Consider the following 23,223-nt stretch of genomic DNA (forward strand, 5'->3'; position numbering starts at 1 on the left):
TTATACCATGATCGCTGCAAAATGCGTAAAAACGGGCAGCCTCGACCGCCCGTTCGCATTAGTTGGTTCGTTATTCCGTCCGTCCTGTCAGCAACGGCTCCGTTGTTTGACGTGACCAAGGCCCATCATAGGTAGGTTCATTCACATAGCGTGACATGACGAGCGAGAGGCGAATCGATGCACCCGGAAGCAATTCCACTTGCAGCCATTTGTTGTTTACCTGAACCGTTTGTTCAGCCTGATCCACGGCGTCCAACACCGTTGCAGCTATAATGTCATGCTCCCCGAATGTTCCGCCTTGAATGACTACCGTATGCGAATCGAACATCGACGTATTCACCAGATGCAGCGTGGCGGAATCGTCACCCAGTTGCTCGACCAGCGCTGCCGTATCTTGCGGAAGTCCCACTCGCTTGCGGTCCCCATCGAAATAACGGAACCTGCCGTGCTGGAAACCGCCATGCGAAATATGCATCGGTCCGCCAAGCGTCAGCTGCACGAGACTTTCCATATAGACCGGGCACAGCTCCTGCCAAATATGGATGCTGGAGAAATCATCATCATTGTACGATGCCGACCACTGCGCCGGATCGCCCATTGGAGAATCCATCCGGTCCAGCTGCTTCATAATCAGCTTGAAATTGGCATCCAGTATGCGATCCGGATAATCCGGCAGCTCGCCATTCATATAGCGGAACCAAGGCTCCGTATTACTGATAAAATGTTTCGTATCGCGCCCGGTCAGCGCATCCTTGCCGGATACGTTCGGGATCACCACCTCATCCCAGTTGTAGCTCTTCGGAATGCGATTAATGCGCTCGAGATCTTCTTCCGCCATCGAAACCGTCCATAGATAAATGGGATACCGAACACTTGCTTCACGGAAATCCGCCCAGCCTGCATCAAAATGCTTATAAGGCACGACCGTCCTGCCATCCTCCGACTGCTTGCGAAGCGACCAGTTCAAATCGATTTGCCTGCGCGCTAATCCGAGCTGTTCCATATCGCCTGTAAGCAGAACCGCGTTCATTGTTGCATTCGTGATCGGCTCAATGACTGTCATGTACCCGTGAGGCCAGCGATAGCCGTAGTAGCCTCCCCACCATTTGCCGTCGTTGTACTCCCCGATTTCGTCATTCAAGCCTACGTTATCCGGGATCAGCCCTCCGTTGCGTTCTGCCCGCTCACACCAAGCCGACAAATAGTCGAGCACCCATTGCTTATACTTGTCATCGGCTGTGTGCATGAACGCATTCGCCACAAGTCCGGTAGCATTTAAGTTGAGCGGTACGTCACCGCGGTTCATGCGCTCATTCATCATCGCAAGCAGATGGCCGTAGATCGTATCGTCACTCCACTTACATTTGCGCGATGCAAAATCCACGCCCGGAATATCTTCATACGGCGCTAAATAGTTATCCAGAATGCCCCGATGCGTTGACCAATCCTCGGCAGAAGCGATAAAACGCGGTCCTTTGCTGCCGTTGAGGGGAGAACGAATCAGCTTCTTCTCCTTATCGTAGTTCGGCGCTTCCGCATCATCGCCGGTATACATGTTCGCGAATCGCACGGCGCGCTGCCGATCTTTCAAGAGAGCAGGTCCGGAGAGTCCCAGAAAATAAAAATATAAATACCCCTCGCCGTGATGCATCCAATCATAATAAGCGTCAAACTCCCGATGAATCTGTCCATATTCCGTCCACTGGAAGGTAATCCCTTCCCATATACGGCGGGATGCCTCGTGCAGGAAATCGTCTCCGCCTAATGCGTGAAGCAGCGCCAAGTTCATAAAGCCCTCATACGGATCGTCGGAGCCGTCCATTCCCGGCCAATCATTCCGCCAAATGAGCGTACCGTCCGGCCTGGTATATTTCTCGATAAAACGTTTCGCCGACTCGTTTAGCAGGTCGAACAATTGCCGCTGTTTCACAGCCCAAGCAGGTGCGGTGCTGCGACTCGTTGCTTTCAGACTTGTTTGCAGGGGAAGCGGAAGTTGAAGTGGACTCAAACTCACTTGAAACACATCCTTCTTATGAATTTATGTGATTCATGCTAGGGCAGAGATTCATTTAGTCCTTGGTGTTCCCTAATGTAAACCCGCCTTCAATCGGGATAATCGCTCCGTTTACCCATGAAGACGCCTGGCTCACGAGAAACGCGACAGCGCTTGCAATTTGCTCCGGCTTGCCTACACGGGGATCGTCATAACTCCGCTCTGCCGCTTGCTTCGCTGCTTCAGGATCGCCGAGCTTCTGCTGCAGCCACTGCTCTAGGAGAGGCGTTGCGACGCCTGCCGGAAGCAAGGCATTAAACCTTACCCCGTCCTTGCGCAGCTCAAATGCTAATCCGCGCGTCATATGGTTTAAAGCTGCCTTCATCGTGTCATAGACGAGATTGTCATGCGCATTGATTTCTCCGTTTATCGAGCTTACGTTGACGACAGCACCCTGCGTCTCTCTCAAATAAGGCAGCGCCTCCTGAATCAGAAAAAAACCTGATTTCACATTGACCGCAAACAGCCGGTCCCAATCTTGATGGGTCACGTCAGCTAGCGGCTTGCTGCAGACCAGCGCGGCATTATTAACAACGATATCAAGCCGTCCCCATTGCGTAATCGCAGCCTGCACCAGTTTGCCAGGCACCGAAGGATCACTGAGATCTGCTTGCACGAACAATGCTTCTCCGCTTTGTCGGATTATCTCCGATGCAACCTTCGATCCTCTTTCTTGATCTCTGCCGGTAACCAGTACTTTGGCGCCATGCTCAGCTAGTTTATAGGCCGTTGCTTCACCGATCCCGCTCGTTGAGCCGGTAATAATCGCTACCTGGTTATGTAAGTTCATCATAGCTCTGCTTCACCTTGCTCCTTCGGATGCTAGATTTCCCCGCCGCTGCGAATGATGACATTCAATATATTTTGCCTGGAGTACGCCAGATGTTTCGTGACAGCCTCCTTCGCCGCTTGAAAGTCCCGTGCCCGAAGCGCTTCATAGATAGACAGATGCTGGCGAAAAGCAAGCATCATCATCTCGTCCGTCACATGCGGCTCGCCAAGATTCAAGTAACGATAATGCATCAGCGATTTGTAAATCTCCACATTTTTGCGATTGCCGCTCATCCGGACAAGCTCCAAATGAAACATCAGGTCAAAGTTGGATTGCAATTCAACGTTAATGCCATTGCCTTCTGCAACGGATGCAGCAGCATGGTCAACGAGTGCATCCAATGCACCGAATTTGGAGGCAAGCGCTTCTTCGTCCATGGCGCTCAGCTGATCAATGGTCCATAAATCAATCATCAGCCGACTGTTCATGATGTCGTTGACGTTATCCACCAGTACGGGATTAACGAAAGTCCCTACTTTGGATACCGTGCGGACAAGCCCCTCCATCTCAAGCCGGTTCAGTGCATCGCGAATCGGAGTACGGCTCACGCCAAGCTGTTTAGCCAACTCCGGAATAAGCAGCTTCTCATTTGCACCGAAATGTCTGGCAAGTATACGCTCCTTAAGCACTTGATAGGTTTGATCCCAAATATTACTGACATCCAGTTTCGCTAACGGCTGCGGTGGAAGCTGACTTGAGGACACGCTGCTAACCTCCTACTTTCTATATGTGAACATTCTTGTTGTATGTTGTATACAACAATATAGTAATGAAGCTGGATAATTCCGTCAATCCTTTTTTTCGTAGTGAGCTAAGATTCTACTAGGTGAGAAAACCCGGAAAGCAGCATGCTGCCGCTCCGGGTTATCTCGTTTAAGACCGTAAATTTGCGTACTATTAGCTCCCCATCATTTCCCCGGAAATATTCGACTAAATCTTCGATTTCTATCTGTCGAATCAGTTCTGGATTAAGGGATCGATATCGTCCTGTGCTCAGCAGCACTCTCATAGACAGAGAAAGCCAAACGAAGCGTAATCAAGTTATCTTCTCCGCTGGTTTGGAACGGCTCGCCGCTTGCCAAGCAGGCAATAAAATGCGACTGCAGCCGGAAATGACTCTCTTCGTGATCGAGTGTTGTTTCCTCTTTCACTACGCGCTCCGAAGCTCCGTCCTTCGAAACGATGGTGATTTTGCCGTCAGTGTACATTTTCAAGCTTCCGAGGCTGCCATCAATGATAAATTGCTCCAGGTGGACAGCTCTAACTTGCTCGCCAAGCTCACGGTCCAGCCTCTGCCTTGTCGCCCAGCTCATGTCCATAAATCCATAGAACCCGGCATGGCCAAGGATGACGATGCCGCTGTCTTCCCCAATAATATGGTCGCTGACCCGCGTTAGTTCTGCCGTCAATCGCTGCGGCGTCCCAAATAGAAACCGCCATGTATCAAACCAATGCACGCCCATTTCGTAGAAAAGCAGCTTGGGCATCGTGCGGAAGAACGGCTGTGGCAGTTCAGCTCCCGGCTCCATGCGCGGGGTGTAATAATCCGTATGAATGTATCTTGCCACATGCAGCTTACCTAGCTCGCCGCTGTCGATGACCGCTTTGATCGTTTGAAAAGGCTCCAGCCAGCGCCAATTCTCCGTAACCATCAGTCTCACGCCGTTGCGCTCTGCAAGTGATACCATCTCTTCTGCTTCTTCCATTGTCGGCGCAAACGGCTTCTGGCACATGATATGCTTGCCTGCCTGCGCGGCTTTCCGAACGAATTCAACATGCGTTTCAGCGCCCGTTACGATATCAATAATGTCTAAATCCGCATGAGCGAGCATATCGTCGATATGGCTGTACAATTGATCGGAAGAAATGTTGTATTTTTCCGCAGCCTTCATCAGCTTCTCCGGTGAGCGGTTGCAAAGCGCTGTTATTTGAACGCCCGGAATTCGGCTCCACGCCTGCAGATGTTTATCCGACCAGAAGCCGGTACCGATTAGTCCAACCTTCCACATGCAGCTATCTCCCTTTCTATGGCGATGGATTATTTCAAGGCCGGCTTCTCGTCAAGATGCAGCATGAGACGCAGCACTTCATCTAATGATTCCTTCGTAAACACTTGCTTCCAGTCCGGTTTGAAAATCTTATCGTAGCCGTAATTGATCGCAATCTTCGCCGCATCGGAGAACGGATTCACATTATTGAATGCAATCGCCAGCGGAATCTGGATATGGCCCAGCATAAACGATCTGGCTGCAGCCTCCGGCACGCCCATCCGGATAACTTCATCCATCGCTTCTTTCATAATGCAAGCGGCCGCTGCCGCAACTACTTCTGCCGCCGCAGGCTCAAGCAGCGCCATATGCTCTACCGTTATGCGGTGACATTGCGTGACCGGCGCAAACATGCGAATGCAAATCTGCTCCGCGATCTCGAAATTCGCCTCGCTGCCTTGCTGAAGCGCTATGACGATATCCTGCTTCGCCGCAATGCCGCCGAACATGTCTTTGCGCGCTTCCGGTGAATCCTGCTCTTCGAACAAAGCCGGATGGCATGGATGCGTAACGACAAACGTACAATCATCGCGCAGTGCGACTTGATTCGCATAGGCTGCTGCCGGATCAAGTAGAATGACGGTCGCACCGGGCTTTAACTGTGAAACGATCTTTTCGCTTAGCGGTCCGATTACCGCATCCGGTACAGCGAGGATGATGAAGTCAGCTACGGCAAGCGCTTCGTCGTTTGGCGTGATGGACAATCCTCGCTCGGCGATACGGGCGATTCCATGCTCAGCTTGCTCACATAGAAGCAGCCGATAATCCGTTTGCTTCAAATTATCCGTGATCCGGCAGCCCATCTTCCCCCCGGCGCCAAGTACGGCAATCGTAATGTCATTGGGTTGTATACTCATGCATCCTGCTCCTTATTAATAGAATAAGTGTTGTTGAAACTAGCATAACTGATCGACATTGGACATTCAATACAAAATGTATACAATACATATATATTTATTGCTGTCCTAGAAAATACCTGTTATTCTAAGTTCACAAATGCTAGGGAGGAATCTGTGTGAGACTTGGACTTAGCTCTTTCACTGTTACTTGGTCGATTGGCATTCCCGGCTATGAGCAGCCGGCTGAACCGCTTACGCACGAAGGACTTATCAAACTTACGCGAAGCAGCGGTCTCGATCTCGTGCAAATCGCGGACAATCTGCCGCTCCACCCGCTTTCGTCAGAAGAGCTATTGCAGTTAAAGCAAGTCGCTGACGAACAGAACGTCTCGATCGAAGTTGGCACGCGGGGAACGGAACCCGCATTGCTGTTGGCTTATCTAGCCATCGCTCGGACCCTGCGATCCCCTATTGTGCGAACGATCATTACGACTCCTGATCTGGCTTCAGCCGAACAACAGCTGCGCGAGGTGCTCCCTGCCTTCGAAGCAGAGAACATTGCGCTTGCCATTGAAAATCATGGGTTGCATACGACGCAGCAACTGGTACAATTATTTGAGAGCTTGAACCATCCTCTTGTAGGCTGCTGCTTGGATACGGTGAATTCTTTTGGCGCGCTGGAGAGTCCGGATGTCGTCATTAAACGGTTAGTTCCCTATCTGGTCAACCTGCATATTAAAGATTTTGATATTAAACGGGCGGATCACCAGCTCGGCTTTACGATCCTCGGCGCACCTGCCGGAGCAGGCCGGCTCGATTATGAGCTTCTGCGCGCAACGATTCGGGAGCATGGCAAATCATCCGCCACGGCTATACTTGAATTATGGACGCCATTCACGGAGTCCGTGGAGCAGACGGCTGCACGCGAACGAAGCTGGATGTCGCAATCGATCGCATATTTGAAATCCATTCATTTTATGGAAGAAAAGGATACTGACTATGGCAACCGTAACATTGAAAGAGAAAGCGTATGAACAGCTTCGCGCTTATATATTAGAAGGAACGATTAATTCCAATGATCAGCTGACGGAGAAATATTTGGTGGAGCTGCTCCAGATGAGCCGTACCCCGATTCGTTCCGCTCTGGAGAAGCTGGCTGCGGAAGGGCTGCTTAACATTGCGCCTAACAAAGGGCTGAGCCTTCCCGAATTGTCGCTGCAGCGAGTGGCGGATTTCTTCGATTTTCGAATCGCACTGGAAGGTCATATCGTGCAAAAGCTGGCGAATCGCAAGCTCCCGCAGGATGAGATTGCTTGGTTCCGCGCTAATTTACACATTCAGGAGCAGACCGCCGCGCAGCATGACTACCTGGCATTCACGCATGCGGATTCCGAATTCCATCGCCGCCTCGCCATCGTCTATGACAACACCGAGATGGTGCAGATGATGGACAATTTGCAGGACCGGCTGTTCCAGATGGCACTGAAGGTGCTACGCAAGGACACGAATCGGATCGGAATGTCCTATCGCGATCATTTGGAAATCTTCGAGCTCATTCTCGAGGGCAACGCCGAAGAAGCGAGTCGGCGCATGGTTGAGCATCTCGCATACGGGGCTCGGATACTAGTGTTGTAGTGGATCGGAGCTGCTTCCGTCATCGTTTAGATGATGGGGGCGGCTTTTTCTATTGATATTGAGCGAAGAGAGGTACTGGGTCCCTCTCTCATCTAGGGATCTACATTAGCCAAGGCGGGCTGAACGTCAGTTTATTGACGATTAGCCTGCCTTTTTTATGTTGCTAACTACGGACATGCGCCAATACGGGCAGGCTATACGGTTCATATCATAGACCAGCAGTATGTCAGAAGGAGGCATCAGGGCCATGTTCTGCTGGATCGGCAAAGTCATCATCGTGAAGAACAATGGTACCGTCCTGTTCGGCGATGCCAATATTTTACCGGAGTTCGGTGAGAATGCAGAGGCTGAGGAAGAAGTAGACGAAGAGCTGGACGGAGAAGATATCGTCGTCGATGAAGAAGTTAACGCGAATCGCCGAAAGTCCAAGAAAGGCAAAAAGTCCGCGTCTGCCGTCGGCAAGAAGAAACCCAAGAAACGCTGAGAGTCAGCGATGTCTTGGGTTTGAGCTACGTTGCAGGCATTGGGCTCATGCTGCGTTAATGGCAGAGTGTTGGGCCGTTTGTTGGTCTTTGTGTTTGGCAGTGTTTTTGTGTGTGTGTCTGTGAGTGTGTTCTGCAACGTGTTCGGCCGTGTGCGGTGCCGCCGTGTTCATTATTCGGCCAATGATTGGACTATAGTGTGGATCATGTTCTACTCAAACAAGCGACCAATCAAACACAAGGCCAAGCGATTGATTTCGTTGCTCGGCTAAATCTTCATAGACAGCAGCCGCTTCCTTCGGTGAAACGACTTCGTACAAGCCATCTACCTTCACCTTACCGGCAGCCAGCCATCGCAGCGCCCCTGCAAGATTCGTGAAAATACCGGGTTCTACCGCGCTTCCGGCATGCGTTGGAATATCCCACTCCCAGCCGCTGCGCAGCACGGCATAGTTGTAGAAAACAAACTGCAGCAGCTCATGCGCATACGCTTCGGTCTGCCGTCTCCATGGCACCCCTACCATGACGACCTCGCCGTTCTTGCCAACCATGCGGCAGCCGTCGAGTACAGCCTGCTCATGCCCCGAGCATTCCACGACGAGTGCGAATTGCCCTCTCTGAGCAGGATCATCCACAGGCGGCAGACTGGCTATCATTGCTCCGGCACCATCAGTACCATCGGAACCACCACCGAAACTGCCGGCTGCAGCTTCCCGCTTCCACGAAACCGGGTCATACGCTGTAACGGAATACCCGCTCGCCGCGAACAGCTGCGCCGCCATATTACCGACCAACCCCAGCCCGCTGACCATCACCTGCTGCGGCGGTCTTGCCTTGGTCGTCGATAGCGTCGACATGCTAACGCTCATCATTCTCGCGAACACGGCCGCCGCCGGGGACAAGCCCTCCGGCAGCAGCAGCGCTTCCTTCTCGCTTACACGCTGCACGGAGCGATGCGGCCCCATGCAGAAAGCCAGATCGCCGGGCCTGAAAGCTTGCACTTCGCTGCCAACTTCCTGCACACGAAACACAGCGGCATACCCCGGAATGCTTGTGAAATCTGCACGCCCCAGATACAAGGCGAGCTCCGTTCCCGTACTAATTAACGTGAACAAGGTTTCACCAATAATCTCGTTCTCTTGCAGCGGCTCTGCTCCGCGATCCATCGACTGAAGCGCGATTTGGCGAACGCCTGTTAGGACAAGCCCAATATCCTGCCGATTTGTTGACGTCGTCATTCCCACTTCACCCCAATCGAATCCGCTGTTGCTCGGATATAGTCAGCAGCCTGCCGGTATTCGGAGTCACTATCCAGATGCTCCAGCATGAGCGGCACATCACGGTCCAGCTTCGCTAATTGGCGGAGATACTGGCCATAATCCAGCTTCCCAAGCCCTGGACGCGTTTCGTCCAAATGAACCATCATCGACGAGCCGAGCACAATATCCTTGGCGTGGCAGCTGCGAATATAAGGACCAAGCTTGGTGAAACACTCCTCGATCAAAGCTCCGTTTCGATAAAACAGCTGCGGACTAGTGACAATGTTGACGGGATCCAAATGGACAGCGAATGCCTGCCGATCAATCGCCTTAATAAGCTGCAAGTAGCTCTCCACAGTATCGGGATACATCCAAGGCATCATTTCCAGCGTATAATACGTGCGTTCCGGTTTCACGTGATCGATAATTCCGCGGACGGTTTCAACAATCAATTCGAAGGTGTCCGCTGTCAAATTCGCCGGATCATGTCCATCCCACTGCTCGCCTAACGAACCGGCGATGTTGACGCAACAGCGCGCCCCCGCAAGTTCGGCCGTCGCCAGCTTCTTCTTGCAGTAGCGGATTGCCTGCTCCCGCACATCAGGGTCTTGGCTTAACGGGTTGCTCCATGCCCCCGCTTCTGCAATAACAATGTCCGCCTTAGCTGCAGCGCGAACGTAATCCTCGATTTGTGCCGAATCATCCACATCCGGAAAATAAGCAGCCGTATAACCGCGCTCCACATGTGCAGCTATCCAACGTTCCGGATCAAGCGTTTCCCTAGTCAGTATTGGGCCTCCGAGTCTCATGGGGGATCATTCCTCTCTGTCATATTTTGCCTACTGCAAATATTCCTTGGTCACAACCCGAAATCCTTCCCAAGCCGCCATCATTAACAGCAAAAAAACAGCAGAAACGGCATTCCATCCCCCGCTCCTGCTGCATATTCCATCCTTCTACTTCACGATATCGATCACAACCATCTGGTGGCATTCCAGACGATCTACGGCATACGCCAACTTTCCATCTTCCTGCACGAACGGCAGCGTTGTCAGCTGTGGAGCCAAGTAAACGTTCTTCACCTCTTCTTGCAATTGAAGCGAAACCTTCGTATCAAATACTGGCACAATATCTTCAATAATCTCAATCCCATTCCCGCGTTTGACCGGTGTCACATACAGCAAATGGTTAATGTAGCGGCTCTCTGCCGGCTGTTGCTGCAGCGTCACAATGCCTTGCGCAGGCAAGGAGGTTTCGATCGTTTTCCTGTCGCCCAGCAATTTATTAAGGGCGTAGAGCACCGTTTCCCTCAGGATCAAGCTGCCTTTCGTCCCGTAATCCTCGAAGACATTCCAAGCGATATAGATGCCATCCGGCCCTTCCACCATGCCGGGTCCACCGTCGCTGCGCGAGCTTGGCGTATGCTGATGCGAGCAGAATGTGAAGACATCCCGATTGAAATAAGGATCTTCCCGCCGTCCATGCACAGCAACGCCTGCTCCATCTTCAAGCTCAATACGCTGACCTTTGCCATAGAAAATAAATGCAGCCTTGCCAAGGCTCTGAACCTCAAACGCTGGACGGAAATAATCCGGCTGGAAGCCGTTCTCGCCCAGCCACTTCGCGCCGAATTCGAGGCCAAACCCGCTGCCGTCTTCCTTCAAACCTGACCGCCCCGTTGCCAGCACCTTACCGCCGTTCTCCAGATAGCGCTTAAGACTTGCTGCTAACTGACTGCTCAGCACCACTTCATCAGGCAAAATAACGACTTTATAGCCGGAGAAGTCCGCTTCCATATCGATAACATCGAACAGAACTTTCCCTTCCAGCAGCATCCTTACCGCACCGGCATCGGAATGCCCGGTGAAATCCACTTGCCCGGTCGTCTTGTGAACGCCGACAGCTTCAAGAGAGAGCAAGGCAACATCGGCCACATTCACGGTATCCGTGCACCACGCTTCCTTCTGCTCCACTTCGCGGTAGGCATGACCAATCAGCTCATAAGTCGCTTCATCCATAACACCGTCCGGATGGAGCTGATCGCCAATAGAACAGCGGGCACCGTTCGCAATGCTGAGAGCGGTCTCATAACGCAGCGCGTTTGGATGCTTATAGCCGCCGAACTCCCCCCATGACGTATGGAACTTACCGGTCATGCCCAGATAAGGCATGCCAAGCGTCTGCGAATAGCGCGCCGACAATGGGAAGTGATCATAGCCCCAGCCGCCGGTAGGCAGCGATTCCAGCTCCAGATGTGTGTTCAGCTGTGCCAAGTCGCGCCGGCCGCGGCGAATATGGCCGCCATTTTGGAAAATAGGCATCCCCGGCTTTAAGCCATGGATCAGCTCCTTCACCGCTCTCCCATAATGCGCATAGGTGCGTTCGCCAAGAGCCAGCACATCTTCCGCATTGCGCGGGTCTTTGCCTTCGCGGCGCAGATCCGCCACGCAATATTGGCAATAGCATGGACGGACGCCTACGATATCCAGGAAGATACCGTCTGCATCATACCCTCGAACGACCTCTTCGATCTGTTTCAGCAGCAACTCTAAATAAGGCGAGTTCATGCAGAACTCATGATAACCGGGCTGCATGAAGTTCTTGACCCAGCTCGTTTTATCCTCCTGATCTCGGAACAGCCACTCGGGATGGCGTCTGGCCATCTTCTCATCGAGCCCCGCGGAAATATAGACAGGCGTCTTGACGCCAATTTCATGCGCAGCTTCTATCATCGCGCCGAGCAAATCGAATGCCAAACCCGGATGGCGCTCATTCGCCTCGCTCGGGTGGTAAGCCCAGCCATGATGGCATTTGGAGAACACTGTAATGGAATCGACATGGCCTTTGCGCAGCATCTCTTGGAACTGCCCTTTGGAGAATTGACTGCCAATGCCCGGAATTGCCTCTGAGGTATGAAAATCAAGATGAACCTGTCTAAACCGCATACGCTTCGCCCCTATCCTCGTAGTCACTCTTTCTTCACTATTACATAGTCATTGCACAGGAGGATAGAGATGGAATAGACTTGTTATAGCATAAAATCGACCAAACAGGAGAGATTCCTCCACGATGGAATGTTTGCAGCTTCCCATCCCGCCGCTTCCGCAATTCGTAACCATCGGCCATTCCATATGGCGACCGGGAAACCGGCATTTCAAGCGTAATTTCCCCATGTATGACATGCTGCTGGTGATCAAAGGCGCCATTTATATCACGGAAGATGAGCAGCCCTATTCGGTAGGTGCAGGCGATCTGCTGCTGCTCGAGCCCGGTCGCACCCACGTCGGTCATCGCCCTTGTGAGGAGGATACCGAGATTTATTGGATTCATTTCTATCACCCGCTGCCTGCGGCCTCGCTGAGCAGCCAACAAATCTCATGGTCTTCCATTCTTGAACCGGGAACCGATGCCGATTTCCTTCCGCGCAGACAATCCTTATTTTTACCTAAATGGGCGAACATCGACCCAAAGCCGCTGCTGCCCGTTCTTCGCGAAATGCTGTCGATTCAGCACAAACTGAATTTGGAAAATGCAACGCGTCTGCACGGGCTGCTCGCTCGATTGCTGGAGCAGCTGCAGCAGCTAACGGTAGAATCGACGAAGCCCTCGCGTTCACTTACACTGAGCCGCCAGCTGGAGGATTTCTTGACCCGCTTCATCAAGGAACCGTTTCATTCGGCTTCGCTAGAGGAGCAGTTTCATTTTAACGCTGAATATCTGGCACGCTGTCTAAAGAAACATACCGGCAAGACACCTGTCCAATACATCCGTTATCTGAAGATTGAAGAAGCCAAGCGGCTTCTCGCGGCTAGCGAGCTACCCGTTCCGGTCATAGCCGAGGCCATCGGCATGGAAGACTATAATTATTTCATTCGCATGTTCAGGGAAACGACCGGCCAGACGCCGGGAGATTACCGCAGATCGCGGCAAGGATTAAGCTGAGGGCAGGACATTTCGTTTAAGAGGAGAATGTATGTAAGAGAGAATATTCCAATGAAGCGAGGGATGATGGTGGAAGCTAATTTATTGCTGGACCAACTGCCGGAACAGACGATGCAGTGGTTGAATGAACCGAGTCATTCGAGGCGAGGCGAGAACGGCGAGCTCATTATTGAGGCCCCGGCGAATGCTGACTTCTATCAGGATCCGGCTGGCAAACACATAGTCAGCTCCGCACCATTCCTGTATAGACCGGTTAGCGGGTCCTTCGTGCTGACGACCAGACTGAGTGCCGTCATGACGCACAAATACGACTCCGGCTGTCTGATGCTGATGGTAGACGACCGCAATTGGGCGAAGCTTTGCTTCGAATATAACGGCGAATACCCCACTATCGTGTCTGTTGTCACAAAGGATGGCAGCTCCGACGACTGCAATTCCGAGCGGGTCGATGTAGAGACGCCGTACTTGCGAATAACTCGGGACGGGAATTGCATCTCCTTCCACTATTCGGCGGACGGTGAGCTGTGGCGGCAAATCCGGTATTTTGGCATGAATCTTCCTTCTACTTGCTTGGCAGGCGTAGTCGCGCAGTCTCCGCAAGGGACAGGCTGCCTCGTGAAGATTGACGAACTGACCCTAGCCGAATAGCGCTCTTATACCATCGATACAATACCGCGCACGATTATTGAGGGAACGCTTATCGCGCAAATCAAACTGCTGCAGCTCATGCCCCCTCGTCCGGAACGAGTGGGCATGGGGCTTGGATGCTTATAAACCAGGGCTTCAAGATTAACAGCCGCGAACGATAGACTCCGCTCAGCTCTCCAAGCCATTTCAGCTACAGCTCTCGCTCAATCTCATAAGTTCAAATATTCTTTCAGCATACCGCCGCGATGCATCTGAATCGTGTTATCCGTAGGTTGATTCTCCCACTTGAGTTGTCGCAGCTTATTCTAACGTCATTTGCCCTTTGACCTGCCTATTCCAAATATGAATACCTGGAGTGAGCGAACTCATGATTGAGAAAATAACTGAAATCAATCGATTCTTCGAGAGCTATCAGACAGAAATTATTCACAACTGGATTCATCGGTTGGAACAATCGTATCCCAATCAATACGATATCCCTCAACTTCAAGAACAAGGCAAACGCTACATCACGCTGATCTCGGATATCCGGATCCCGATTGAGGAGCATCCGATATTTGCTGAATATCGAACCTGGTGCGACTTGCTGTTTAATAAAGGCATTCCTATTGACCATATTTTGAAAAGCTCGCTATTTTTCCGGGAAGCGTTTCTCGAGAAAATATCGATTTTCCAAGTCGAAGCTTCTCAGCTTGCCGAGATTATCTCAACGATCATCTCCAGAATAGATGCCTTCCAAGCGACGGTTTACACCTATTTCTTCGATCATGCACGCGGGAAAATGGAACTGCAGGATAAACTAATCGAGGATATTCATGCGGACAAGCTCAACTTAATCGGCAAAATGGCATCCAGCATGGCTCATGAGATTCGCAATCCTTTAACGTCCATCAAAGGTTTCCTCGTATTAATTCGCAAATCGCTTCCATCCGACTCGCTTGGCAGCATCGAGAAATACCTAGACATCATTGATAATGAATTCCGGAATATCGAAATGCAAGTCACCGGCTTTCTCAGCTTCTCCCGAAAGCCGATCGCAGATGAGCAGCGCATTCTCATGCCACTGCATGAGGTCATTGAGAAAACACTTCTCCTCGTCAATCCGCTGCTGTTGAATGAGAATATCGAGCTTTCATTGAAGCTGCAGGATGATCTGCATGTGGAGGTCCAGAACCTTGCCATTATTCAGGTGTTCTCGAATCTGCTGAATAATGCAATTGACGCGCTGCGCGAAACCGATATCCATCATCGCAAAATTACGGTTCTCACGTTCGCTGACGGTGCACATATCTATATCCGCTTCATTAATACCGGACCGGAAATTCCGACTGATATTCATGCTACCTTATTCGATCCGTTCGTCACGAGCAAATCAGACGGTACCGGACTTGGGCTCGCCATATGCAAGCAAATCGTGGAACGAAATAACGGCACCATCACGTTCGAAACGAATCGTAAAGAAACTACGTTTACGCTGCGTTTTCCAGCACTTCTCGAATAGCCCTCAAGTCAAGCAAACAAGCAGGAAGAAGCCTCCCGCACGCAACCGAAATGGTTCGCTCAGGAGGCTTCTTTTGGATAAAGTGCCATGTCACGTGTGGGTTGTTTCCCATTCCGATTTCAACAGCCCGTATACCAGGTGGTCGTAATACTCTCCTTTGTTATACTCCGCCGCTCTAATGCTTCCTTCTTGTACAAATCCAAGCCGCAGCGGGATCGCTTTACTCCTCCCATTATCCACTCTTACTCGAACCTCGACTCGGTTTAGTTCCAGGTCTTGAAAGATATAATGGAGGATCTTCTTGCAAGCCTCCGTCATAAATCCCTTCCCTTGAAAATCCGCATCCAACCAATAGCCGATCGAAGTCTTCCTATGCTTCCAGTTTATATCTTGGACGCTAATATTGCCGATGTAGCGCTCTTGATAGAAGATCCCGCACGAAACGCCGTTGTTACCGGCGAATCTCTTCAGTTCATATTCAATGTACAGCTTCACTTCATCCACACTGCTCGTCGTGAGCGCCCAAGGCAGAAACTCGCCAATATGTTCTCGGTTCTTCTTAATCACACCGAAGATTTCATCGGCGTGATGGAGCTGCAAGATTTGTAATTTCAAGTCCGCGTTTATCGTGAAGCTGAACAAGGATTCACGCTCCTTCGAAATCGATTCATCCTACTTCCCCGCGTAATCGCACTCGACTTCCAGTTCCCGCGCTTCGGCGAAGGATCTTTTTTCACCGCTTGGCAGCGTGATCGCAACCGGAATGCCTGCAGGACCATTCACTTGCATCGTAAAGCGGCTGCCTTCGTGCTGCCAGGCCACTTCAACAAGGCCATGCGGCGTTGATGTACTTCCTTTCGCCCAACTGAGCGGCCCGATCACAGGTGAAATGTCGATTTCGGCAAAACCGGGAGTCAGCGGCTTAATGCCGAGGATTTCGGCAGGGAATTCATAGAGAGGCAGGGCTCCCCAGGCATGGCAATCACTGCGTTCCGACACGGGATCTTCCACCCAAGCCGTCAAATGCAGATCGACCTGTTTACGCCATGAATCCCACAGCTTGAACGTTCGCTCATACATACCCGTCATCGCCAGCGCACGGAACAGATAGTACGACATCGCCGTCGAGATTTGCGCGAGGTCAGCTCCGTCTCCTTCTCCGTCCAACATCCGCACGGTCAGGGATTTTGCTTCATCTCCGACTACCGTTCCTGTGAGTACGGCCCACATCTGAGCATGCTGGCTGTAAGCTTCCACGGCTGGACCGTCCCGGAACATCTGCCGCGACTCCGACCAGCAGTGAAGGCGAACAGCATCGCGTACGGATGCTGCCCGCTCGCGGTATTCCGCACCCGTTTCGCTTCGTCCGGTCCGCTCATTCAGCTCCGCCGCTTTAACGAGCGCATCCGCGTACATGAGATTGTACACCGTAAGAGGACCGCGGCGTGCTGCATGCGGCGCACCGGCATTGTCCTTCCATGCCATAGTCCAATCGACGAATGACCAATAGGCCGTCGGGATTTGCCCAACGAGTCCGCTCTCCTCACGGCGATTCTCGAACCAGCCGAGCACCGCATCCATCGTCGGACGATACGCTTTCACAAGCGCGGCATCGCCGTAATGGCTGTAATGATCGTACACCATCATGAGCCAAAACAAGGCAAAACCCGGGATGACCTGTCTGTCGACAGACGGATAACGGCTTTGCAGCATGCCGCTAGGCAGCAAGGAGCTGTGGAAGTCGCGAATCGTCTTCCGGCCAAGCTTGTCATCACCGCTTACGGAATAAGTAAACAGCGCTTGAAGACGGCTGTCCAGCTCATACTGCATTTGCTCATAAAACGGGGTGTCCTCATACGTTTCATGCATGCAGCCGCGTAGTGTATTTAAGCTGATTTCCCATAACGGGGCGAATGTAGGATCCGATCCATCAAACGCCGCCAATTCCTCCAGCGGATATCCGCTTTGGCGATAGTCGATACCGGCCAGCGTAACGGGCTCATCTCCCGCCTGCAGCGTCAAACGTATAAACCGAAACCCTCTTCGGTGTATAGGCTCGTACACTTCACTTCCAGCCGTATTCGGATCGCCGACTCCGGCAAGTGAATAGAAGTCTTCGAAGCCATACAGCGCCTTGCCTTCTTTATCATCACGAACCCCTTTATGGCGGTTACCATCTTCACCGGGAGGGAGCTCGTAAGATTCGGCATAGAGTATGGATGCCTGTGCGCCTCTGCCTCCATAGAACTGGACGCGCGGATATCCGCTTGTCATACGTGAAGCATCCAGCTCGACAATCAGCTTCTCTCCCGGAGCCAGCACCACGCCGAATACCTGTTCCGGGGAATCGCCTTCGTTCCATGTCTGATTGCCGCTCCGCGCCTGCATAACTCGCGCAAACGAACAAAGGGTCTCTCGCATAAACGGGATCGACCGTTCGGTTAACTGCCAGTTCGTCAATTGACCGTACATGCCGTCCATAATTTCGCTGACGACCACTGCATTCGCCCAGCCGCTGTCATCATAATCAGCATTCATAAATCCGATCGGCAGCTCGCTGCCATTCACTCGTTCCCCGCCGCCAATAAATAACGTAAACGTCTCCCGCTCGAACGTGAATGCTCCTGCCGCAAGACGCAGTGCCTGCCAGCGCGTATCCGTGCTGACATCCTCCAGTATATTGCCCGCCCCATCTGCCAAATGGCCATCCAGCAGGAAAGCTCCCCGATCTGACCGCCAGACGGAAGCAGGTCCGGTTCGACCGGCATAGTAAATGACTTGAGCCGCCCATACATTCTCCCCGTCACGGAGCTTGTCCGTCACGTCGATCACTTCATAGTAGTGCGTGTTCATGTCCCCTTTAAGCGGACCGCTTACAAGCGATTCTCCATTCAGCCAGATCCGATACCGGCTGTCTGCCGAAACGCGTACAGTCAAACGAGCGTCCGACTTATCCGAAACGTGAAAACCGCGGCGAAAATAAGCCAGCTCCGGCTCTCTCTCACCCGCAATCTGCTCGATGCCGGTACGGCTCGGCCAGATCCATTTGGCCTGCCAATTGAGGTTCTCTTCCATGCTTGGTTTCCAACTCCTTCTCATAGCTCATGTTAGCCATTCCTCTAAGTAAGTTGCCATCAGGCTGTCATCTTCCATTATAAAGAAATTCGGAGTTTCCATCAGCAACAATCTCTCAACACCCTATACGCGAATAATTTATCTATTTAAGCTAATAAATGGATAGATAGATGTGCCTCGGGCACCTATTATTCCTGCATAATCATTCACACGTTGCAGAATCAAATGTTATAATAATCATTAAATATTACGAAATTGTTAGCCTTCTTTTTTCGTTTATCTAAAATTCGTACTCGACCGGGAGGATAACATGTCAGCTACAATCAAGGATGTAGCGAAGATGGCGGGCGTTGCCGTTTCGACCGTCTCCTACGCACTGAACAACTCGCCTAAGATCAGTGAAGAGACGCGCCGTAAAGTCGTTCGGGCCGCAGAGGCGCTGAATTTCCGTCCAAGCGGGGCTGCTCGTAATTTGAAGAAACGCAAGAGTGAAACAATCGGACTATTCCTGAACGACCTTGGCGGTCCTTTCTACAGCCAAGTCATTGAAGGCGTCCAAGAAATTGTAGCCTCACATGATTACAATTTAATCGTCTGCAGCACCTATGGCGGCGAGAACAGCTCTGCACATCGTTTCTTAAGGGAAAAATTTGTTGATGGCGCTATCATCATGGGAACCGCGATCAGCGACAGCCTTATCCTTCAAGTAGCCTCCGAATCCTTCCCTATTGTCGTTCTCGATCGGGAGCTAAGAGGCGATTACGTACATAATGTCCTCATTACCAATGAGCAAGGCGGCTATGATGCGGTTGCGCATCTGATCAAGCTGGGGCGACGCAACATTGAATTTCTGAGCGGACCGACGGCAGCCTTCGATAATACGCAGCGATACGAAGGCTACAAACGTGCTTTGCTTGAGCATGACCTGCCCGTCCCCAAGCGGATTGCGATGCACGGGCGCTTCCTCGAAGCCGGCGGTTATCAAGCAGTCAAGCTGCTAATTGCAAGTAAGCGGCTCCCGGATGCTATATTCGCAGCCAATGATGAGATGGCTATCGGCGCTATTCGTGCCCTGCACGAAGCAGGCCTGCGCGTGCCTGAGGATATTGCCATCGTCGGTTTCGATAACATTAACCTAGCCCCTCTTATCAGGCCGGCTTTATCGACGATCGGCCATTCTAAATTTGAGGTTGGCGCAATTGCCACCCAGCTCGTCTTCAATGCACGCAAGGAAGAAGATTCCATTATCCTTCCAACCCAGCTTATCGCGAGACAGTCCTGCGGATTCTCGGGCGGCGTGAGTGAGCAGGATCATGACAACCTGGTCGCTTCCATCCTCCATGTCGGGGGACGAACGAAACAATAAATATTACGCAAAGAAGGAGCTGCCGGTAATGGCAGCTCCTTTGTTTTATAGGTAGACTTATTTTTTAGAGTTACCCTTTAGATTAAGCTTGTCATCGACAAACTTATCGACGAAAGCACGGGCATCCTTTTTCTCCCGATCTGCCTCTGCTTGAGTCAGTTGCTTGTTAGCCACAAGTTTCTTCAGCTGCGCGTCCACGTCAATAAGCAAAGCATCGATGAGCTGCTGACGGGTAAAGCCTTTGTCTTTGGCGATTTCGGTTAGGGATTTACCGGAATGAACAAGTTCTTCGAGAGCGGCTTTATCCAGTCCAAGGAACTCGATCGCTGCTTTCATATTCAGACCATACTTAGCATCCGACTGTTGCTTATTCAGAGGCTCGTTTACAATCCGGGCTGCCTCGAAGCTGATCTTCTTCTTCCGATTATTCTTCTCTTCATCCGTCAGTTTCTCGGAGTCGTCAGACTTTTGCAGGCTGCTCAAGAGCTTGTTCGTCACGTCATCGATAATCGGCTGAATCGCGATCCCTTTCTCTTTCGCAAGGTCAGCGAGCGATTTGCCGTCTTTGACTGCCTTCACATAGGCTGCTTTGTCTAGACCGAGCTTCGATATCGCAATTTCGGCTACGTCGACTCCCACGCCGCCGCGATCCACTTTTATAACCTCTTCACGCTTAGCAGCTTTCAGTTGCTCCGCCAATGGCTCGGTTACAATCCGCTTCGCCTCAAGGCCAACCTTCTTCGTGATATTGCTCTTCTCCTCAGCCGTCAACTTCTCGGCATCATTGGGCTTCTGTATGCCTGCCAGCAGTTGTTTGGTTAATTCGTCGATAATCGGCTGAATCGCGATCCCCTTTTCTTTCGCAAGATCGGTGAGTGATTTGCCGTCTTGGACCGCTTTCTCGAAGGCAGCTTTGTCCAGACCGAACTTCGTCACGGTCAACTCGGCGATGTCGATTCCAAATCCTCCATGATCTTCGATATAAACCGCATTGCTCTTATTATCCTTCAACTGCTCAGACAGCGGCACGGTGACAACCCGATTCACTTCGGTGGTGACTTTCAGATTAATATTGTTCTTCTCTTCGTCCGTCAATTGTCCCTCGGAGCCTCGGGACTTCTGTATCTCTGCCACCAGCTGCGCAGTCAATTCGTCGATAATCGGCTGAATCGCGATCCCTTTCTCTTTCGCAAGGTCTGTAAGCGATTTGCCGGCTTTGGCCGCAGCCTCGATCGCTGCCTTGTCCAGCCCGAGCTTCGTCACCGCGAGTTCGAGTACGTCAATTCTTGCATCCTTCCGTTCCGATTTGACGCCGCTTTTGTTGATCGAAATCACATGATATTTTTTGTCCGGGTTCTTCTGGCTTGCCCCATCCGCTGCCGCATATGCCGATACCGGAATCGCTACAGCCAGTGCAATGGCCGCTCCGGCCAGCTTCCACTTCTTGTTCATGGTGATGTTAACCTCCTGTACCTTAATTCCGCCCATCTGGCGGTTACAATACTGATTCTATCGGGACATTCTGAAACTAATCTGAAACGTTCGGCATGTTCACGCGAAACGTTGTGCCGACCTCTGGTTCACTCCATACCTGCAATCTTCCTCTATGAGACAGAACAATTTGCTTCGCAATGGCAAGACCGAGTCCCGTCCCTTCCGAGCGGCGAGTACGAGCTTGATCCAAACGGTAAAACCGCTCGAATATACCGGTTAAATGCTCCTTCGCAATGCCGATGCCGGTATCGGTTACCATGATTGCGGCTTCATCCGGCCTGCATTCGATTGCAACGGTGACTGTGCCCCCCGGACGATTGTACTGAATCGCATTCTCCGCGAGAATGAACGTTAGCTGCCTGATTCGCACCTCATCGCCGCAAAATTCCCGTTCCACCGTCTCGGAGCTTTCCGCTAAAAGCAAGCGCACCTGCTTTCCCTGTGCAATCGGCTCCAGCTGCTCCAAGACTTGCAGAACCATGCCGCGCAGCGAGAACGGCCGCTTCATAATTTCAATCCGCCCGTTCTCGCTGCGTGCAAGCGTCAGCAAATTGTCGACAAGTCGGATCAAATGATGAATTTCCTTGCCTGATTTCGCAAGCACATTCCGGTAGAACTCAGGCAGCGTCTCTCGCTGTTCATTAAGCACCTCCACGGAGGACCTTAATATGCTGAGCGGAGTACGCAGTTCATGGGATGCATCTGCCGTGAACTGCTCTTGGCGCCGGTAAGCATGGAATATCGGAACCATTGCCCGGCCTGCAAGCAAGTAGCCGGCGGCTGCTCCCGCGAGCAGCATAACGAGGGCAAAACCTGCGAACGCCCATCGCAATTGAACAAGCAGGGCGACGTCGCTTGTCACCTCCTGCGCGACGATGACTCGATAGTCATCACCGGTTGAGGCGTTGATTGTCAGCCCTCCAATGCGAAACGTTCTACCATCGGACCGCACATTGTGATACTTATCATCCGGCTTGCTTAGTATGTTCGGAAGCAGCGGCAGAATGGGAAAGTCGCTTGCAATAAGACTGCCATTCTTCCCCCAGGGAGATTGAAGCAGAATTTCCCCTTGATCCGAAACAAGCCAGGTCATCTGATTGAGTTGCAGCCCCGTCGGCGAGAAAGCCTCGTTAAGCTTCTTGTCATTCATATTTTGGTCAAACAATACAGCCGCTTTCGGCGAATCCAGCAGTTGTTGAAGATCCTTGGCATACTGATGACTAAGTGATCGCAGCTGATTATTCTCCGTTGACGTAAGGATATATTGGACCATCCAATGCGCGAAGAAGACGGTAACGAGAAGAATAATTCCGATCGTGATTGAAAATTGCCGTGTCAGCTTGGTCTGCGTTCGTTTAAACATGATGCTCCCCGCCGTTCTGCGAGAGTCGGTAGCCTGCGCCGTATACGCTGTGAATGCATTTATGCCCGTACGGCCCATCGACTTTCTTGCGAAGCAGCTTGACCGTGGCATCCACGGTATTCAGTGTTACCTCTGCTCCCACACCCCAAACTTGATCCAGCAGCTGCTCGCGCGACAGCACCTGCCCTTCATGACGCATCAGGCAGACAAGCAGCTGAAATTCTCGCCGGGTTAACGTAATCGCGGCTCCACCGCGCGTCACTTCGAACCGATTCAAATGGGCAACCAGCTCGCCAACCTGCAAGGAATCGGATTGAATCACACGTTCTTGACGTCGGAACAATGCGAGAAGCCGTGCTTCTAATTCTTCGAACGCAAACGGCTTGATCATATAATCGTCCGCGCCTGCTAACAATCCTTCTACTCGATCCTGAACGGCGTCCCGCGCTGTAAGCAGCAGAATCGGCGTATGATCTTCCTTCTTCCGGGCAGCGCGAATCAGGTCCATCCCCGTTGCACCGGGAAGCATCCAATCCAGCACATAGACGTCATATCGGCCGGGACCCATTGCTTGACGCGCTTCTGCCCCATCCTTCATCCAATCCACAACATGATAACGCCGCAGCAGCTGATGCTCTGTCAGCTCTCCCAGCGTCTCATCGTCCTCCGCAAACAATATCCGCAAC

The 23,223-nt window shown here is 51.8% G+C and carries 20 protein-coding genes; 7 read left to right on the forward strand and 13 right to left on the reverse strand.

Going from position 1 to position 23,223, the window contains the following annotated elements; translation table 11 throughout:
• Positions 1 to 70: 70 nt before the first annotated feature.
• From AC6ESO_RS13005 to AC6ESO_RS13025, 5 genes are all read right to left on the reverse strand, one after another.
• Positions 71 to 2,014: a DUF8034 domain-containing protein gene (locus AC6ESO_RS13005; RefSeq protein ID WP_497091701.1), complete on the reverse strand. Its 1,944-nt coding sequence runs from the start codon at positions 2,012 to 2,014 to the stop codon at positions 71 to 73.
• 55 nt (positions 2,015 to 2,069) lie between these two features.
• Positions 2,070 to 2,846, reverse strand: a complete 777-nt coding sequence (locus tag AC6ESO_RS13010) for an SDR family NAD(P)-dependent oxidoreductase (protein ID WP_497091702.1) — start codon at positions 2,844 to 2,846, stop codon at positions 2,070 to 2,072.
• A gap of 29 nt (positions 2,847 to 2,875) precedes the next feature.
• The gene (locus AC6ESO_RS13015; RefSeq protein WP_497091703.1) at positions 2,876 to 3,589 is read right to left on the reverse strand and encodes a GntR family transcriptional regulator; all 714 of its coding nucleotides are present in this window, start codon (positions 3,587 to 3,589) and stop codon (positions 2,876 to 2,878) included.
• Between the two features lie 264 nt (positions 3,590 to 3,853).
• Positions 3,854 to 4,894, reverse strand: coding sequence for a Gfo/Idh/MocA family protein (locus AC6ESO_RS13020; protein WP_497091704.1), 1,041 nt, complete (start codon positions 4,892 to 4,894; stop codon positions 3,854 to 3,856).
• A 29-nt stretch (positions 4,895 to 4,923) separates the two neighbouring features.
• Positions 4,924 to 5,790 carry a phosphogluconate dehydrogenase C-terminal domain-containing protein gene (locus AC6ESO_RS13025; protein WP_497091705.1) on the reverse strand — a complete coding sequence of 289 codons (867 nt, stop codon included), beginning with the start codon at positions 5,788 to 5,790 and terminating at the stop codon, positions 4,924 to 4,926.
• Between the two features lie 158 nt (positions 5,791 to 5,948).
• Between AC6ESO_RS13025 and AC6ESO_RS13030 the strand changes: the two genes are divergently transcribed.
• From AC6ESO_RS13030 to AC6ESO_RS13040, 3 genes are all read left to right on the forward strand, one after another.
• The gene (locus AC6ESO_RS13030; RefSeq protein ID WP_497091706.1) at positions 5,949 to 6,806 is read left to right on the forward strand and encodes a sugar phosphate isomerase/epimerase family protein; all 858 of its coding nucleotides are present in this window, start codon (positions 5,949 to 5,951) and stop codon (positions 6,804 to 6,806) included.
• Positions 6,772 to 7,407, forward strand: coding sequence for a GntR family transcriptional regulator (locus tag AC6ESO_RS13035; RefSeq protein ID WP_497091707.1), 636 nt, complete (start codon positions 6,772 to 6,774; stop codon positions 7,405 to 7,407). The genes AC6ESO_RS13030 and AC6ESO_RS13035 overlap by 35 nt, the downstream gene beginning before the upstream one ends.
• Before the next feature lie 247 nt (positions 7,408 to 7,654).
• On the forward strand, positions 7,655 to 7,891 hold the full coding sequence (locus AC6ESO_RS13040) for a hypothetical protein (protein WP_497091708.1): 237 nt from the start codon (positions 7,655 to 7,657) through the stop codon (positions 7,889 to 7,891).
• Positions 7,892 to 8,104: 213 nt separating this feature from the next.
• On the opposite strand, the gene AC6ESO_RS13045 is transcribed toward AC6ESO_RS13040, so the two are convergent.
• The 3 genes from AC6ESO_RS13045 to AC6ESO_RS13055 form a co-directional block, all read right to left on the reverse strand.
• Positions 8,105 to 9,127 carry a zinc-dependent alcohol dehydrogenase gene (locus AC6ESO_RS13045; protein WP_497091709.1) on the reverse strand — a complete coding sequence of 341 codons (1,023 nt, stop codon included), beginning with the start codon at positions 9,125 to 9,127 and terminating at the stop codon, positions 8,105 to 8,107.
• Positions 9,124 to 9,957 carry a sugar phosphate isomerase/epimerase family protein gene (locus tag AC6ESO_RS13050; RefSeq protein WP_497091710.1) on the reverse strand — a complete coding sequence of 278 codons (834 nt, stop codon included), beginning with the start codon at positions 9,955 to 9,957 and terminating at the stop codon, positions 9,124 to 9,126. The genes AC6ESO_RS13045 and AC6ESO_RS13050 overlap by 4 nt, the downstream gene beginning before the upstream one ends.
• Positions 9,958 to 10,104: 147 nt before the next feature.
• A complete protein-coding gene (locus AC6ESO_RS13055) occupies positions 10,105 to 12,093 on the reverse strand; it encodes a beta-galactosidase trimerization domain-containing protein (RefSeq protein WP_497091711.1) in 1,989 nt (662 codons plus the stop codon).
• 124 nt (positions 12,094 to 12,217) lie between these two features.
• Between AC6ESO_RS13055 and AC6ESO_RS13060 the strand changes: the two genes are divergently transcribed.
• From AC6ESO_RS13060 to AC6ESO_RS13070, 3 genes are all read left to right on the forward strand, one after another.
• Positions 12,218 to 13,090, forward strand: a complete 873-nt coding sequence (locus tag AC6ESO_RS13060) for a helix-turn-helix domain-containing protein (RefSeq protein ID WP_497091712.1) — start codon at positions 12,218 to 12,220, stop codon at positions 13,088 to 13,090.
• 51 nt (positions 13,091 to 13,141) lie between these two features.
• Positions 13,142 to 13,738, forward strand: coding sequence for a DUF1349 domain-containing protein (locus AC6ESO_RS13065; protein ID WP_497091713.1), 597 nt, complete (start codon positions 13,142 to 13,144; stop codon positions 13,736 to 13,738).
• A 367-nt stretch (positions 13,739 to 14,105) separates the two neighbouring features.
• Entirely contained in the window at positions 14,106 to 15,239 is a 1,134-nt protein-coding gene (locus AC6ESO_RS13070; protein ID WP_497091714.1) for a sensor histidine kinase, read from the forward strand.
• Positions 15,240 to 15,329: 90 nt separating this feature from the next.
• Here the strand turns inward: AC6ESO_RS13070 and AC6ESO_RS13075 are convergent, their stop codons facing one another.
• Both AC6ESO_RS13075 and AC6ESO_RS13080 read right to left on the reverse strand, forming a co-directional pair.
• The gene (locus AC6ESO_RS13075; protein ID WP_497091715.1) at positions 15,330 to 15,881 is read right to left on the reverse strand and encodes a GNAT family N-acetyltransferase; all 552 of its coding nucleotides are present in this window, start codon (positions 15,879 to 15,881) and stop codon (positions 15,330 to 15,332) included.
• Positions 15,882 to 15,911: 30 nt separating this feature from the next.
• Positions 15,912 to 18,314, reverse strand: a complete 2,403-nt coding sequence (locus AC6ESO_RS13080; protein ID WP_497091716.1) for an alpha-L-rhamnosidase-related protein — start codon at positions 18,312 to 18,314, stop codon at positions 15,912 to 15,914.
• A 310-nt stretch (positions 18,315 to 18,624) separates the two neighbouring features.
• On the opposite strand from AC6ESO_RS13080, the gene AC6ESO_RS13085 reads away from it, so the two are divergent.
• Positions 18,625 to 19,680, forward strand: a complete 1,056-nt coding sequence (locus tag AC6ESO_RS13085) for a substrate-binding domain-containing protein (protein ID WP_494820477.1) — start codon at positions 18,625 to 18,627, stop codon at positions 19,678 to 19,680.
• Positions 19,681 to 19,737: 57 nt separating this feature from the next.
• Here AC6ESO_RS13085 and AC6ESO_RS13090 read toward each other — a convergent pair whose 3' ends face one another.
• The 3 genes from AC6ESO_RS13090 to AC6ESO_RS13100 form a co-directional block, all read right to left on the reverse strand.
• The gene (locus AC6ESO_RS13090) at positions 19,738 to 21,132 is read right to left on the reverse strand and encodes a hypothetical protein (protein ID WP_497091717.1); all 1,395 of its coding nucleotides are present in this window, start codon (positions 21,130 to 21,132) and stop codon (positions 19,738 to 19,740) included.
• A gap of 76 nt (positions 21,133 to 21,208) precedes the next feature.
• Entirely contained in the window at positions 21,209 to 22,537 is a 1,329-nt protein-coding gene (locus AC6ESO_RS13095) for a sensor histidine kinase (protein ID WP_497091718.1), read from the reverse strand.
• Positions 22,530 to 23,222, reverse strand: coding sequence for a response regulator transcription factor (locus AC6ESO_RS13100; protein WP_497091719.1), 693 nt, complete (start codon positions 23,220 to 23,222; stop codon positions 22,530 to 22,532). Before AC6ESO_RS13100 ends, AC6ESO_RS13095 begins: the two co-directional genes overlap by 8 nt.
• Position 23,223: the final 1 nt, after the last annotated feature.

It is taken from the genome of Paenibacillus rhizoryzae (assembly GCF_059686995.1).